This window comes from Pseudonocardia sp. (assembly GCF_035305885.1).
In the GTDB taxonomy this organism is placed as follows: domain Bacteria; phylum Actinomycetota; class Actinomycetes; order Mycobacteriales; family Pseudonocardiaceae; genus Pseudonocardia.
In genome coordinates this window covers 41,584-54,563 of record NZ_DATGOP010000032.1, presented here as the reverse complement: position 1 = coordinate 54,563, position 12,980 = coordinate 41,584, and the positions used below count along the sequence as shown (strand labels likewise).

Annotated in this window: 11 protein-coding genes; 4 read left to right on the top strand and 7 right to left on the bottom strand. The window is 74.5% G+C overall.

The genetic code is table 11. The features are described from left to right. Positions 1 to 110: 110 nt before the first annotated feature. Positions 111 to 1,064: a TIGR03557 family F420-dependent LLM class oxidoreductase gene (locus VKZ81_RS05785; RefSeq protein WP_324240371.1), complete on the bottom strand. Its 954-nt coding sequence runs from the start codon at positions 1,062 to 1,064 to the stop codon at positions 111 to 113. A 114-nt stretch (positions 1,065 to 1,178) separates the two neighbouring features. Here VKZ81_RS05785 and VKZ81_RS05780 point away from each other — a divergent pair, with 114 nt between their 5' ends. Continuing rightward, positions 1,179 to 1,949, top strand: a complete 771-nt coding sequence (locus VKZ81_RS05780; RefSeq protein WP_324240370.1) for an SAM-dependent methyltransferase — start codon at positions 1,179 to 1,181, stop codon at positions 1,947 to 1,949. A 21-nt stretch (positions 1,950 to 1,970) separates the two neighbouring features. Here VKZ81_RS05780 and VKZ81_RS05775 read toward each other — a convergent pair whose 3' ends face one another. Both VKZ81_RS05775 and VKZ81_RS05770 read right to left on the bottom strand, forming a co-directional pair. Beyond that, on the bottom strand, positions 1,971 to 4,415 hold the full coding sequence (locus VKZ81_RS05775; protein ID WP_324240369.1) for a Tex family protein: 2,445 nt from the start codon (positions 4,413 to 4,415) through the stop codon (positions 1,971 to 1,973). A 50-nt stretch (positions 4,416 to 4,465) separates the two neighbouring features. Next, entirely contained in the window at positions 4,466 to 5,632 is a 1,167-nt protein-coding gene (locus VKZ81_RS05770; protein WP_324240368.1) for a macrolide family glycosyltransferase, read from the bottom strand. A gap of 115 nt (positions 5,633 to 5,747) precedes the next feature. Between VKZ81_RS05770 and VKZ81_RS05765 the strand changes: the two genes are divergently transcribed. After that, a complete protein-coding gene (locus VKZ81_RS05765; RefSeq protein WP_324240367.1) occupies positions 5,748 to 6,329 on the top strand; it encodes a TetR/AcrR family transcriptional regulator in 582 nt (193 codons plus the stop codon). A gap of 10 nt (positions 6,330 to 6,339) precedes the next feature. Here the strand turns inward: VKZ81_RS05765 and VKZ81_RS05760 are convergent, their stop codons facing one another. Beyond that, complete coding sequence (locus VKZ81_RS05760) at positions 6,340 to 6,879, bottom strand: antibiotic biosynthesis monooxygenase (RefSeq protein ID WP_324240366.1); 540 nt, start codon at positions 6,877 to 6,879, stop codon at positions 6,340 to 6,342. A 26-nt stretch (positions 6,880 to 6,905) separates the two neighbouring features. On the opposite strand from VKZ81_RS05760, the gene VKZ81_RS05755 reads away from it, so the two are divergent. Beyond that, positions 6,906 to 7,835 carry a LysR family transcriptional regulator gene (locus VKZ81_RS05755; protein ID WP_324240365.1) on the top strand — a complete coding sequence of 310 codons (930 nt, stop codon included), beginning with the start codon at positions 6,906 to 6,908 and terminating at the stop codon, positions 7,833 to 7,835. Here the strand turns inward: VKZ81_RS05755 and VKZ81_RS05750 are convergent. Next, positions 7,832 to 8,326, bottom strand: coding sequence for an SDR family NAD(P)-dependent oxidoreductase (locus tag VKZ81_RS05750; RefSeq protein ID WP_324240364.1), 495 nt, complete (start codon positions 8,324 to 8,326; stop codon positions 7,832 to 7,834). The two genes, VKZ81_RS05755 and VKZ81_RS05750, sit on opposite strands and share 4 nt — an antisense overlap. A 133-nt stretch (positions 8,327 to 8,459) precedes the next feature. Here VKZ81_RS05750 and VKZ81_RS05745 point away from each other — a divergent pair, with 133 nt between their 5' ends. Next, positions 8,460 to 9,689: an ROK family protein gene (locus VKZ81_RS05745; protein ID WP_324240363.1), complete on the top strand. Its 1,230-nt coding sequence runs from the start codon at positions 8,460 to 8,462 to the stop codon at positions 9,687 to 9,689. Between the two features lie 9 nt (positions 9,690 to 9,698). Here VKZ81_RS05745 and VKZ81_RS05740 read toward each other — a convergent pair whose 3' ends face one another. Then, on the bottom strand, positions 9,699 to 10,874 hold the full coding sequence (locus tag VKZ81_RS05740) for a class I SAM-dependent RNA methyltransferase (RefSeq protein ID WP_324240362.1): 1,176 nt from the start codon (positions 10,872 to 10,874) through the stop codon (positions 9,699 to 9,701). Positions 10,875 to 10,879: 5 nt separating this feature from the next. Next, positions 10,880 to 12,934 carry an APC family permease gene (locus VKZ81_RS05735; protein WP_324240361.1) on the bottom strand — a complete coding sequence of 685 codons (2,055 nt, stop codon included), beginning with the start codon at positions 12,932 to 12,934 and terminating at the stop codon, positions 10,880 to 10,882. Positions 12,935 to 12,980 lie beyond the last annotated feature (46 nt).

The window sequence follows — 12,980 nt, the reverse complement described above, 5'->3', positions numbered from 1 at the left end:
CGTCGGCACCACTACTACCCGGCCGGTGCGGTCTCACGGTGGTGGTCAACGCACCACCGACCTCACATAGTCCCAGGTGATCGAGGTCACTCGCACACCGGGGCCGCGCCTCACCGCAGCGCGGGGAGCACGTCCTCGTCCCACGCCGCGAAGAAGCCCTCCACGTCGTCCCCCATCTGCGAGACGTAGACCTCGTCGACCCCGGCGTCGAGGTAGGCGCGCACCTGCGCGACCTGCGCGTCGACGTCGTCGCCGCACGCCACGGCCCGTGCGGTCGACTCGCGCGGGACGAGCGCCTGCGCGTCCATGAAGTCCCGCGGCCGCGGCAGCGTCTGGGCGAGCTGGCCCGGCAGCCCCTGGTTGCCCCAGGTGCGGTGGGCGATGTCGAGGGCGCGCTCGGCGTCGCGGTCCCAGCACACCTTCGTGCCCGCCTGCACCGGCTTGTCCGCGCCGCCCGACTCCTTGAACACGCCGATGAGGTCGGCGTCGGGGATGGTCGTCACGTAGCCGTCGCCGATCCGGCCGGCGAGCCGGGTGGCCTGCGGGCCGAATCCGGACACGTAGATCGGCACGGGCTCGGCGGGAAGCGTGTAGATCCGCGCGTCCTGCACCTCGTAGTAGGTGCCGTGGTGGCTGACCTCCTCGCCCCGGTGCAGCAGCCGGATCACGTCGATCGCCTCCTCCAGCATCTCCAGCCGCACCCCCACCGACGGCCACGGGTCGGCCAGGACGTGCTCGTTGAGCGCCTCCCCGCTGCCGACGCCGAGGACGAACCGGCCGTCGAGCTGGCAGGCCGCGGTTGCGGCCGCCTGGGCGGTGATCGCCGGGTGGATGCGGAAGGTCGGGCAGGTGACCGCGGTCGTCACCGGTAGCGACGTCGCCTCGGACAGCGCGCCGATCACGCCCCAGACGAACGGGCTCTGCCCCTGCTCGTCGTTCCACGGGTGGAAGTGATCGGAGATCCACAGCTTCTCGAACCCGGCCGCCTCCGCGCGCTTCGCCTGGTCGATGAGCTCCTTCGGGCCGAACTGCTCGCAGGACAGGAAGTAGCCGATGCTCGCCATGCCGGCAGCGGTACCCGCGATCCGCCCGGTCCACGCGACCCGGGGGTGCCTTCCGGGGCCGGGGTCGACCAGGATGTCGCCGTGGATTCTTCTGGTGGTTCGTCCGTTCCCGCGGTGGACACGACGGTGCCGCACTCGGCCCGCATCTGGAACTACTGGCTCGGCGGCAAGGACAACTACGCCGTCGACCGCGAGGCCGGGGACCGGTTCCGCGAGGCCTTCCCCGAGATCATCGAGAACGCCCGCGCGTTCCGCTCCTTCCTGCGGCGCGGGATCGGCTACCTGACCGGCGAGGCCGGGGTGCGCCAGTTCCTCGACATCGGCACCGGGTTGCCCACGGCGGGCAACACCCACGAGCTCGCGCAGGCGATCGCCCCCGAGTCGCGCATCGTCTACGTCGACAACGACCCCCTGGTGCTGGCGCACGCGCGGGCCCTGCTGGTCTCCTCCCCGGAGGGGGCCACCGCCTACCTGCACGCCGACCTGCACGACGTCGACGAGATCCTCGCCTCCGCCGCCGACACCCTCGACCTCGGCAAGCCCGTGGCGCTGATCCTCAGCGGGATCCTCGGCCACCTGCCCGAGTACGACGAGGCGCGCCGGATCGTCGGGCGGCTGCTGTCCGCGCTGCCCTCGGGCAGCTACCTCCTGGTCTGCGACGGGACGAGCACCAACGAGGAGCTCCTGGCCGCGCAGAAGCAGCACAACGACCGCGGCGCCGTGCAGTACTTCCTGCGCAGCCCCGAGGAGATCGCCGGCTTCTTCGACGGGCTGGAGCTGGTGGACCCGGGCGTGGTCAGCTGCCCGCTGTGGCGCCCCGAGCCGACGGAGGTCGGCGAGCCGCGCCCTGTGGACGCCTACGGGGGCGTCGGGCGCAAGCCGTGACCCCGCAGGCGTCCACGCGGCTCAGCGCCTGCCGTCGCCCCCGGTGAGGCCGGCGCGGCGCAGCGCGTCGGCCATCGCGCTGTTGACCGGCGCGCCCGCGCCGCCGCGCTGCCCGCCGCGCCGGTCCCCGCCGCGCCGATCCCCACCGCGCCGTTCCTGCGGCTTGCCGCCGCGCTGACCGTCGGCTCCGGCCGGCCGGTCGCGCCTGCCGCCCTTGCGGCCCTGGTTCTGCCGCGCCGCCGCGCCGGGCTCGTCGTCGAGCCGGAGCGTGAGCGAGATCCGCTTGCGCGCCTCGTCGACCTCGAGGACCTTCACGCGGACGACGTCGCCGGACTTCACGACGTCGCGCGGGTCGGACACGAACCTGTCCGACATCGCCGACACGTGGACGAGCCCGTCCTGGTGGACGCCGACGTCGACGAACGCGCCGAACGCGGCCACGTTCGTGACCACGCCCTCCAGGACCATCCCCGGCTTGAGGTCGGAGATCTGGTGGACGCCCTCGGCGAACGCCGCGGTGCGGAACGCCGGGCGCGGGTCGCGGCCGGGCTTTTCCAGCTCGGCGAGGATGTCGGTGACGGTCGGCAGCCCGAACTGGGCGTCGACGAAGTCCTGCGGCCGCAGCGACTTGATCTTCTGGGTGTTGCCGATCAGCGAGTGGATGTCGGTCTTGGCCCGCTCCAGGATCCGGTGCACGACCGGATAGGCCTCCGGGTGCACGCCGGACACGTCGAGCGGGTTGTCCCCGCCGCGGATGCGCAGGAAGCCCGCGCACTGCTCGAACGCCTTCGGGCCGAGCCGCGGCACGTCGGCGAGCTGGGTGCGGGTGCGGAACGCGCCGTGGGTGTCGCGGTACTGCACGATCTGGGTGGCGAGGCTCTCGGTGATGCCCGAGACCCGGCGCAGCAGCGGCACCGAGGCGGTGTTGACATCGACGCCGACCGCGTTGACGCAGTCCTCCACCACCGCGTCGAGCGAGCGCGACAGCGCCGACTCGGGCAGGTCGTGCTGGTACTGCCCCACCCCGATCGACTTCGGATCGATCTTCACCAGCTCGGCGAGCGGGTCCTGCAGCCGCCGCGCGATCGAGACCGCGCCGCGCAGCGACACGTCGAGGTCGGGCAGCTCGGCGGAGGCGTAGGCCGACGCCGAGTACACCGAGGCTCCCGCCTCGCTGACCATCACCTTCGTGAGCTTGAGCCCGGGGTTGCGGGCGACGAGCTCGCCCGCGAGCTTGTCGGTCTCCCGCGACGCCGTGCCGTTGCCGATGGCGATCAGCTCCACCCCGTGGGCGGCGGCGAGCTTCGTGAGCGTCGCGAGCGCGCCCTCCCAGTCGTTGCGCGGCGCGTGCGGGTAGACGGTGTCGGTGGCCACGACCTTGCCGGTGGCGTCGACGACCGCGACCTTCACGCCGGTGCGCAGGCCCGGGTCGAGGCCCATCGTGGGCCTGCTGCCCGCGGGCGCGGCGAGCAGCAGGTCGCGCAGGTTCGAGGCGAAGACCTTGATCGCGCCCTCCTCGGCGACCGTGCGCAGCCGGACCCTGATGTCGATCGACAGGTGCAGCAGGATCCGGGTGCGCCACGCCCACCGGACGGTGTCGGCGAGCCACTTGTCGGCGGGCCTGCCCTCGTCGCGGATGCCGAAGGCGGCCGCGATGGCCCGCTCGTACTCGGTGACGACGCCGGGCTCGACCGGCTCGCTCTCCGGCTCCAGCGAGACGTCGAGCACCTCCTCCTTCTCCCCGCGGAACGCCGCGAGGATCCGGTGGGACGGCAGCGTGGTGAACGGCTCGGAGAAGTCGAAGTAGTCGGCGAACTTCGCGCCCTCGGTCTCCTTGCCCTCCCGGACCTTGGTGACCAGCCTGCCGCGCGTCCACATCCGCTCGCGCAGGCCGCCGATGAGGTCGGCGTCCTCCGCGAACCGCTCGACGAGGATGGCCCGTGCGCCCTCGAGGGCCGCCGCGACGTCGGGGACCTGCTCGTTCAGGTACGCCTCCGCGACGGTGGCCGGGTCCTGCGACGGATCGGCCAGCAGCGTGTCGGCGAGCGGCTCGAGGCCGTTCTCGCGGGCGATCATCGCCTTGGTGCGGCGCTTCGGCTTGTAGGGCAGGTAGATGTCCTCGAGCCGCGCCTTCGACTCCGCGGCCATGATCCGCGCCTCGAGGGCCTCGTCCAGCTTGCCCTGCTTGCGGATCTCCTCGAGGACGACCGCGCGCCGCTCCTCCAGCTCCCGCAGGTAGCGCAGCCGCTCCTCGAGGGTGCGCAGCTGCGCGTCGTCCAGCCCGCCGGTGGCCTCCTTGCGGTACCGGGCGATGAACGGCACGGTGGCGCCGCCGTCCAGCAGGTCGATCGCCGCCGTCACCTGGTGCGGGCGCACCCCGAGCTCGTCGGCGATGCGCTGCGGGATCGAATGGGGTCGGAGGGCGGCGGGCTGCTGCTGCGGGGTCGAGAGCGACGTGCTTGTCACCCGCACATCGTCCCGGTCGCCGGCGCGGCGGCGCGCCGAGGGGTGGGTGCTCAGGGCAGCTCCCGCTCGATCAGCTCCACCGCACCCGCCGTTCCGCCCTGTTCGCGCAGCTCACGCCGGATCTGCGCCGCCCGCTGCGCCACCTCGGCCGAGCCGGTGAGCTCCAGCAGGCTGGTGCGGAGCTCCTCGGCGGTGACCGTGTCGGAGTCCACCCGGCGCGCCACCCCGGCCGCGACCAGCGCGTCGGCGTTGCCGAACTGGTCGACCGCCTGCGGCGCGGCGATCATCGGCGTGCCGGTCCACAGCCCTTCGCACGACCCGCCCATGCCGGCGTGGGTCACGAACGCGTCGGCCTGCTCCAGGATGGCCAGCTGCGGCACCCAGGGGTGCACCTCGACGGAGGCGGGCACGTCCCCGAGCGCCGCGGGGTCGACGTGCTTGCCGATCTGCAGGACGGTGTGCCAGCCGGGGAGGTCGCCGAAGGCCGTGATGCACCGCCGGTAGAAGTCGGGCTGGTCGGTGAAGGCGGAACCCAGCGACACGAGCAGCACCTTCTCGGCGTCGGCCGGGCGGACCCACTCCCCCTGCTCCGGCCGCGGCGCGAGGCAGGGCCCGACGAACGTGAACTGCGGGCCCACCCGGTCCGCGTTGGGCTGCAGCACCCGCGGGATCAGCACGATGCAGCGCTCCGGCCTGCCCATCCAGGACTCGTCGGCCTCCACCCCCTCCGCGGCCAGCCAGTCGTGCAGCGTCCGGTAGTAGTCCGCGCCGCGCGGGTCGGCCTTCCAGGCGTCGGTCATCTCCCGCATGTCGTCGGCGTAGCCGTCCCACGCGACGTAGGTCGGCGAGAGCTGGACGGCCGGGATCCCCCACTGCGCGCCGAGGATGCGCGCCGGGCCGCCCGCGATGTCGTAGAGGAACAGGTCGGGCCGGTCGTCGGCGTAGGCCGCGCGCAGCTGCGGCAGCATGGCGATCGCGTCGTCGAGGAAGAGCCGCAGCGCGGCGATCGCGTCGCCGTCCCAGGCCTCCTCCTTGTGGAACGGCAGCGTCGAGGTGTACGGGACCAGCTCGGCCCCGACCCCACGCACCGTCTCCGCCCACGCGGGGTCGTTGGCGTACGTCACGCGGTGCCCGCGGGCGACCAGCTCCCGGATGACCTCCAGGCTCGGGTTCACGTGCCCGGGTGCCGGGATGCTGACCATGGCGATGTGGGCCATCGGACCCCCTTCTCTCCAAAACGAGACGGTCCGTCTCGTCGCGGCAACGATGCCGGAGAGCGCCGCACATGTCAAGACGGTTCGTCTCGTCTCGCCTGTGCGTATGATCGCCCTCATGCCCGACCCGTCCCGGCGCAGCGAACGGTCCCGCCGTGCGATCCTCACCGCGGCGATGGAGCTCGTCCGCGAGGTCGGCTACCGGAAGCTGACCATCGAGGCCATCGCGGCCCGGGCGGGCGTCGGGAAGCAGACGATCTACCGGTGGTGGCCGTCGAAGGCCGCGGTGGTGCTCGACGGGGTCCTCGCCGCGGTGAACGAGGACCCGCACGACCTCTCGCTCCCCGACACCGGCGACGTCGCCGCGGACCTGCGCGGCGTCGTGCGCGCGATCGTCGCCGAGCTCGACGACCCCGAGCTGTCCGGGACCACCCGCGCCCTCACCGTCGAGATGCAGGACGACCCGGAGTTCGCCGAGATGGTGCGCGAGCGGCTGCTCGGCCCCCAGCTGCGGGCCATCGCCGACCGGCTGCGCGCCGCCCAGGAGGCCGGGCAGCTGCGCGCCGACGTCGACCCGGCCGTGGCCGTGGAGCTCGTGATCGGGCCGCTCTACCACCGCTGGCTGCTGCGCACCGCCCCGCTCACGCCGGACTACGCCGACACCGTCACCGGGCTCGCCCTGCGGGCGCTCGCGCCCTGACGACCGGGCGTCAGCGCCGCAGCCACGCGCCGAGCGGCCTCGTCAGCAGCGGCATCACGGCCCACGTCATCACGGGGACGGTCACCGCCATCGCCACCAGCAGCGCGACCGGCCAGGGCAGCGGCGCGGTGACCGGCCCCAGCAGCACCTGCATCACCAGCACGACCGGGTAGCGGCCGGCGAACGTCGCGAGCGCCATCTTCCAGCGCTTCGGCGGGGTGGGCGGCGCGTAGTCCGGGGCGACGAACCAGCCCTCCCAGCCGTCGACGGCCCGGACCCGCTCGGGCGCGGGGCCGAGCAGCTCGTCGATCCGCGCGACGAGCAGGCGCCGCTGCGGCGAAGCCATCCAGGCCTCGTACTCGCGGCGGGTACGGTAGCGGAAGACGACCTGGTAGGTGCCCCCGTTCTGCGGGCGGAGGACGTCGACGCCGAGGTGGCCGTCGAAGCCGCGGGCGGCGGTGATGACCTCCTGGAGCAACGCCTCGAACTCGGCGGTCTTCGCCGCCGGAACGGCCCGCACGGCGTGCGCGCTGACCGGGCCGTCGGCCATGCCGGCCCCCTCCTTGAGGTGATCAGATGGTCGCGCTGGACCTGCGTCTGCTGGAGTCCTTCCTGGTGGTCGCCGAGGAGGGCAGCATCACCCGCGCCTCCGCGCGCCTGCACCTGGCCCAGCAGGCGGTGTCGGCGCAGATGCGCCAGCTCGAGCGCATGCTCGGCGTCGCGCTGCTGGTGCGGACCTCGCGCGGGGTGCTGCTCACCGCCGCGGGCCGCGAGCTCGCCGCGGACGGGCCCGGCGCGCTGTCCCACGTCGACGACCTCGTCCAGCGGGTGCGCGGGGTCGCCCGCGGCGAGCGCGGGCGGCTGCGGCTGGTGTGCAAGCCGCACATCACCGCGGAGTTCGCGCTCGAGGTGATCGAGGCGATGGAGGCGACCGTCCCCGGCGTGCAGATCGACCTCACCACCGTGTCCTCGCTGCGCGAGGAGCTCGACCTGCTGGAGGCGGGCGGGGTCGACGCGGGCTTCCTGTGGGCGCCGATCACCGACCCGCGCCTGCAGCACGCCCCGGTGCGCACCGACCGGCGGATGGTCGCGGTCGCCGCTGACCACCCGCTCGCCGACCGCGCCGCCGTCACGCTCGCCGACCTGGCCGACGACCCGGTCGTCGTGCCCACCGAGGCGGCCGAGGAGGTGATCGCCCACTGGCTCGCCGAGCCCCGCCCGGACGGCCGCCCGGTCAAGCGCGGGCCGGCGGCCGACCGGCTCGAGGACCGGCTGCTGGCGGTGGCCCGCAGGCGGGGCGTGTGGCTCGCACCGGAGCCGATCAGCCGGTACTCGCCCCACCCGCGGGTCCGCTGGCTGCCCGTCGTGGACGCCGAGCCGAGCACCCTCGTCGCCGTCTGGACGGCCGCCGCGCCCGTCCCGCTGGTCACCCGCCTGGTCGCCGAGACGCGGGCGCTCACCGGCTGGGATGAGCCCGCCGAGCCCGGCGCCGCCCCGGCCCGCTAGTAGAGCGCGCCGTTCACGCGCAGCGTCTGCCCGTTGACCCACCCGGCGTCGGCTGACCGGGAACCCGACCATCGGCCCGATGTCGCTCGGCAGCCCCAGCCGGTTCTGCGGGGTGAACAGCCGGTGCGGTTGCGGTCGATCACCTGGTCGTAGTCGTCGTCGGTGCACCGGGCGGGCGGCTTCTTCAGCACCATGCCGGGCAGGTGCACGACGATGTCGAGCCGGCCGTGGCGCTCGACGACCCCGGAGAACAGGGCCTCGGTCTGCGCCGGGTCCGTGGCGTCGGCCCGGACCGCCTGCGCGGTCGCGCCGTGCTCCCCGAGGCGGGCGAGCGTCTTCTGCGCCGCGGCCTCGTCGCCCGAGTAACTGATCACCGTGGCCGCGCCGCGGGCGGCGAGCCGCGTCGCGAACTCGGCGCCCATGTTGCGGGATCCGCCCGCCACGACGGCGACCTTTCCGTCCAGGTCCCGGGCGGGTGCAGCGAGGGTCATCCGAAGGGTCCTTTCGATCGGAGATCCCCGACCGGACAGACCCTCACAGCTCGTGATCAGCAGCGGAAACAGCGGTTCGCGGTGCCTGCGACCGCTCCCGGTTGTGCCCCGTGGCGTAGAAAGAGGGCTGGTCGTGTCGTCCGACGAGCGGGAGGTCGCGGTGGAGCCGGGACGGGTCGGCGGTCCGTCCTCGCGGATGGTGCGCGAGGCGAGCGCGCGGCTCGTGCTCGACCACATGTGGGACGTGCCCACGGCCACCGGGTCCGACCTCATGGCCGCCACCGGGCTGACCCGCGCCACCGTGCACGACGTCTGCCAGGAGCTCATCGACCGCGGCTGGGTGCGGGAGCTGGTCGGCCAGCGCGAGCACTACCGGAAGGGCCGCCCCGCCCGCCGCTACGCGTTCGACCCGCTCGCCGGGGTGGTCGTCGGGGTGGACGCGGGCGAGCACCGGGTGGACGCCCTCGTCACCGACCTGCGCGGGGACGAGCTCGGGCGCCACCAGGGCCCGCCCCGCAACGGTTCCACCGACCCGGCCGAGCGCGTCGCGGCGGTGAGCGGGGCGATCGAGGCCGCCCTCGCCGCGGCGGGCGTCCCGGCGCGGCGGGTGCTCGCCGTCACCGTCGGCGTGCCCGCCCCGGTCGACGCGGAGGGCCGCACCGCGTTCCGCGGCAACCCCTACTGGGAGCGGATGAACCCCGACCTCGGCGAGCGGCTGCGCGCCCGGCACGGCTGGTCGGCCGTCGTCGACAACGACGCCAACCTCGCCGCGCTCGCCGAGGGCTGGCGGGGCCACGGCCGGGGAACGCGGCACTTCGTCGCGCTGCTGGCGGGCGAACGGCTCGGCGCGGGCATCGTCGACGACGGGCGGCTGATCCGCGGCGCGCGCGGCGGCGCGGGCGAGATGCGCTTCCTCGACCTCGTGGCCGGGGTGGGCTCGCCCGACGGCGTCGCCAAGGTGACCCGGGACCTCGCGGCCGCCGCGCTCGCCGAGCCGGGGGCGCGGTCGGTGCTCGCCGCCGGGCCGGACGGCGCCCCGGACGCCGAGGCCGTGTTCGCCGCGGCCCGGGCGGGGGACGCGCTCGCCGCGCGCGTGGTCGACCGGGTCGCCGACCGGATGGCCCTGGTGATCGCGACCATCGCGAGCCTCGTCGACACCGACCTCGTGATCATCGCCGGCCGGGTCGCGGCGTCCTGGGGCCCGCTCGTCGAGCCCCTCCAGCAGCGGCTGGCGCGGCACGGCAACCCGCCGCCCCGCGTGCGCGCCTCGACGCTCGGCGGCGACGTGGTGATGCTCGGCGCCGTCGCCCGCTGCCTCGACGACGTCCGCGAGCGCGCCCTGCAGCTCACGCTCGCCGGGTGAGCCCGCCGGTCAGGCGCGGGAGAGCACCGCCACCGACTCGAAGTGGTGCGTCATCGGGAACGCGTCGAAGGCGCGCAGCCCGTCGAGCCGGTACCCGCGGGCGGTGAACAGCGCGAGGTCCCGGGCGAGCGCGGCCGGGTCGCAGGCCACGTGCACCACCCGGTCCGGCCGCCGCGCGCACAACGCGTCGACCAGCTCCCGGCCCAGCCCGCGCCGCGGCGGGTCGGCCACCACGACGTCCGGCCGGTCGGTGAGCCCCGGCAGCACCCGCTCGACCCGCCCGGCGCGCCAGTCGACCTGCGGCAGGTCGGCGAGCGCAGCGCGCCCGTCGGCGACGGCCCGCGCCGACGACTCGACGACGACCACCCGCCCGGCCGGCCCCACCTGCCCGGCGAGCACCGCCGCGAACAGGCCGACCCCGCCGTAGAGGTCCCACGCCGTCCCGCCCGCGGGGGCGCGGGCCCACTCGGCGACGAGCCCGGCGAGCGCGTCCGGCAGCGCCGGGTGGACCTGCCAGAACACGCCGGGCGACAGCCGCCACTCCCGCCCGGCGGCCCGCTGCACGACCGGGCTGGAACCGTCGACGTGGGTGGTGCCGTCGGCGTCCACGACCACCTCGACCTCGCTCCCCGGCGCGAACCCGCGCTCCAGCACCGGCGGGAGCGCGCCGGGCGGGGCGATCGGGCAGTCGGCGATCGGCAACACGTCGTGGCTGCGGTGCGCGCGCAGGCCGGGCCGGCCGGTCTCGTCGACGGCCAGCCGCACCCGGCTCCGCCAGCCGAGCGCCCCGCCGGGGAGCTCCTCGACCTCGACCGCGCGCTCGATCCCGGCGAGCCTGCGCAGCTGCTCGGCGAGCACCGCCGCCTTCAGCTCGCGCTGCAGGGCCGGGTCGGCGTGCTGGAAGTCGCAGCCCCCGCACCCGCCGGCCCGCGCCCACGCGCACGGCGGCTCCACCCGGCCGGGCGCCGCCTCCCGGACCGCGACCGCGTCGGCCCGGCAGAACCCGCCCCCGCCGTCCTCGACGACCACGGCGAGCACCCTCTCCCCCGGCAGCGCGTGCCGGACGAACACCACCCGCCCCTCGTGGCGGGCGACGCAGTGCCCGCCGTGCGCGACCGGGCCGACGTCGAGCTCCAGCACCCGGTCGGTCCAGTCCAGCCGCTCCCCGGCCTGCTGCCCGGTCATCTGGTTCACGGCCTGCGCCGACCCGCGCTCGCCGCCCCGGCCTTCGCCGCGGACGCGGCGTCCCCGTCGCGGCTGGTCGGTTCGTAGCCGCGCCGCGTCGACCCCGGCGGGGTCTCCGGCCGCCGCGTCGCGACCCGCTCCGACGAGCGCAGCTGCCACGGCACGCTCGTGACCATCACGCCCGGCTGGAACAGCAGCCTCCCCTTGAGCCGCAGCGCGCTCTGGTTGTGCAGGATCTGCTCCCACCAGTGGCCGACGACGTACTCGGGGATGAACACCGTGACCACGTCGCGCGGGTTGTCGCTGCGGATCCGCTTGACGTAGTCGAGCACCGGCTTCGTGATCTCCCGGTACGGCGACTCGACGACCTTGAGCGGCACCGGGATCTTGCGCGCCTCCCACTCGCGCATGAGCCGCTTGGTGTCGACGGTGTCCACGTTGACGGTGACCGCCTCCAGCACGTCGGGCCGGGTGGCCCGCGCGTACGCGAGCGCGCGCAGCGTGGGCTTGTGCAGCGTGGAGACGAGCACGATCGCGTGGACGCGCGAGGGCAGCACCGAGTCGGTCTCGCCCGGGACCAGCTCGGCGGCGACCCGGTCGTAGTGGCGGCGGATCGCCTGCATCATCACGTAGAACACGGCCATCGCCGCGATCGCGATCCAGGCGCCCCGGGTGAACTTCGTGATGAGCACGACGAGGAGCACGAGCCCCGTCAACCCCGCGCCGAACCCGTTGATCGTGCGCGCCCGCAGCATCCGCCGCCGGGCCGCGGGGTCGGTCTCGGTGGCCAGCTGCCGGTTCCAGTGGCGCAGCATGCCCGACTGGCTGAGGGTGAACGAGGTGAACACGCCCACCGTGTAGAGCGCGATGAGGCGGGTGACCTCGGCGTCGAACCCGACGACCAGCACGCTCGCCACCGCCGCCAGCACGAGGATGCCGTTGGAGAACGCGAGCCGGTCGCCGCGGGTGTGCAGCTGCCGCGGCAGGTAGCGGTCCTGGGACAGGATCGACCCGAGCACCGGGAAGCCGTTGTAGGCCGTGTTGGCGGCCAGCACGAGGATCAGCGCCGTCACGACGACGACGAAGACGAACCCGGCCGGGAAGTCGGAGAACACCGCCTGGGCGAGCTGGGCCACCAGCGTGTGCTGCACGTAGCCGGGCGGGGCGGACGCGATCTGCGTCGCCGGGTGCTCGGCGACCTTGGCGCCCGCGATGTGCGCGAGCGCGATCAGCCCGGCGAACAGCGACACGGAGATGACCCCGAGCAGCAGCAGCGTGGTGGCGGCGTTGCGCGACTTCGGCTTGCGGAACGCGGGCACCCCGTTGCTGATCGCCTCCACCCCGGTGAGCGCCGCGCAGCCCTGCGTGAACGACCGCAGCACCAGCATCGCCAGCGCGAGCCCGGTGAACGCGTCGCCCTCGGCCAGCAGCTCGACGTCCGCGCTGGGCGCCCGCACGACCTCGCCGAGCAGCAGCGCCCGCGTCAGGCCCCAGATGATCATCGTGCCGAGGCCCAGGATGAACAGGTACGTCGGGACGGCGAACGCGACCCCGGACTCCCGCACGCCGCGCAGGTTGAGGGCGGTGAGCACGACGATCGCGGCCACCGCGAACCCCACCTTGTGCTGGCCGACGTACGGGATCAGCGCGCCGATGTTGGCCGCGGCCGCGGAGATCGAGACGGCGACGGTGAGCGTGTAGTCGACCAGCAGCGCGCTCGCGACGACGAGCCCCGCCCGCCTGCCGAGGTTGACGGTGGCGACCTCGTAGTCGCCACCGCCCGACGGGTAGGCGTGCACGACCTGCCGGTAGCTCGTGACGACCGTGATCAGCACGATCACCACGGCGAGGCCGACCCACGGCGAGAACGCGTACGCGGCGATGCCCGCCGCCGACAGCGTCAGGAAGATCTCCTCCGGCGCGTAGGCGACCGACGACATCGCGTCGGAGGCGAAGACCGGCAGCGCGATCCGCTTCGGCAGCAGCGTGTGGGGCAGACGGTCGCTGCGCTGCGGCCGCCCGACCAGGACGCGCTTCACGGCGACCCCGAGTCTGGGCACGGAGAAAGCCTATGCGGTGCAGCCGTCCACGACGCGATAGCGTTCC

What these genes read in the sequence shown, in the direction of transcription:
- VKZ81_RS05760 (WP_324240366.1), bottom strand. Translation starts at nt 6,879, where the DNA reads ATGGCCGACGGCCCGGTCAGCGCGCACGCCGTGCGGGCCGTTCCGGCG.
- VKZ81_RS05740 (WP_324240362.1), bottom strand. Translation starts at nt 10,874, where the DNA reads ATGACCGGGCAGCAGGCCGGGGAGCGGCTGGACTGGACCGACCGGGTG.
- VKZ81_RS05765 (WP_324240367.1), top strand. Translation starts at nt 5,748, where the DNA reads ATGCCCGACCCGTCCCGGCGCAGCGAACGGTCCCGCCGTGCGATCCTC.
- VKZ81_RS05785 (WP_324240371.1), bottom strand. Translation starts at nt 1,064, where the DNA reads ATGGCGAGCATCGGCTACTTCCTGTCCTGCGAGCAGTTCGGCCCGAAG.
- VKZ81_RS05750 (WP_324240364.1), bottom strand. Translation starts at nt 8,326, where the DNA reads ATGACCCTCGCTGCACCCGCCCGGGACCTGGACGGAAAGGTCGCCGTC.
- VKZ81_RS05755 (WP_324240365.1), top strand. Translation starts at nt 6,906, where the DNA reads ATGGTCGCGCTGGACCTGCGTCTGCTGGAGTCCTTCCTGGTGGTCGCC.
- VKZ81_RS05770 (WP_324240368.1), bottom strand. Translation starts at nt 5,632, where the DNA reads ATGGCCCACATCGCCATGGTCAGCATCCCGGCACCCGGGCACGTGAAC.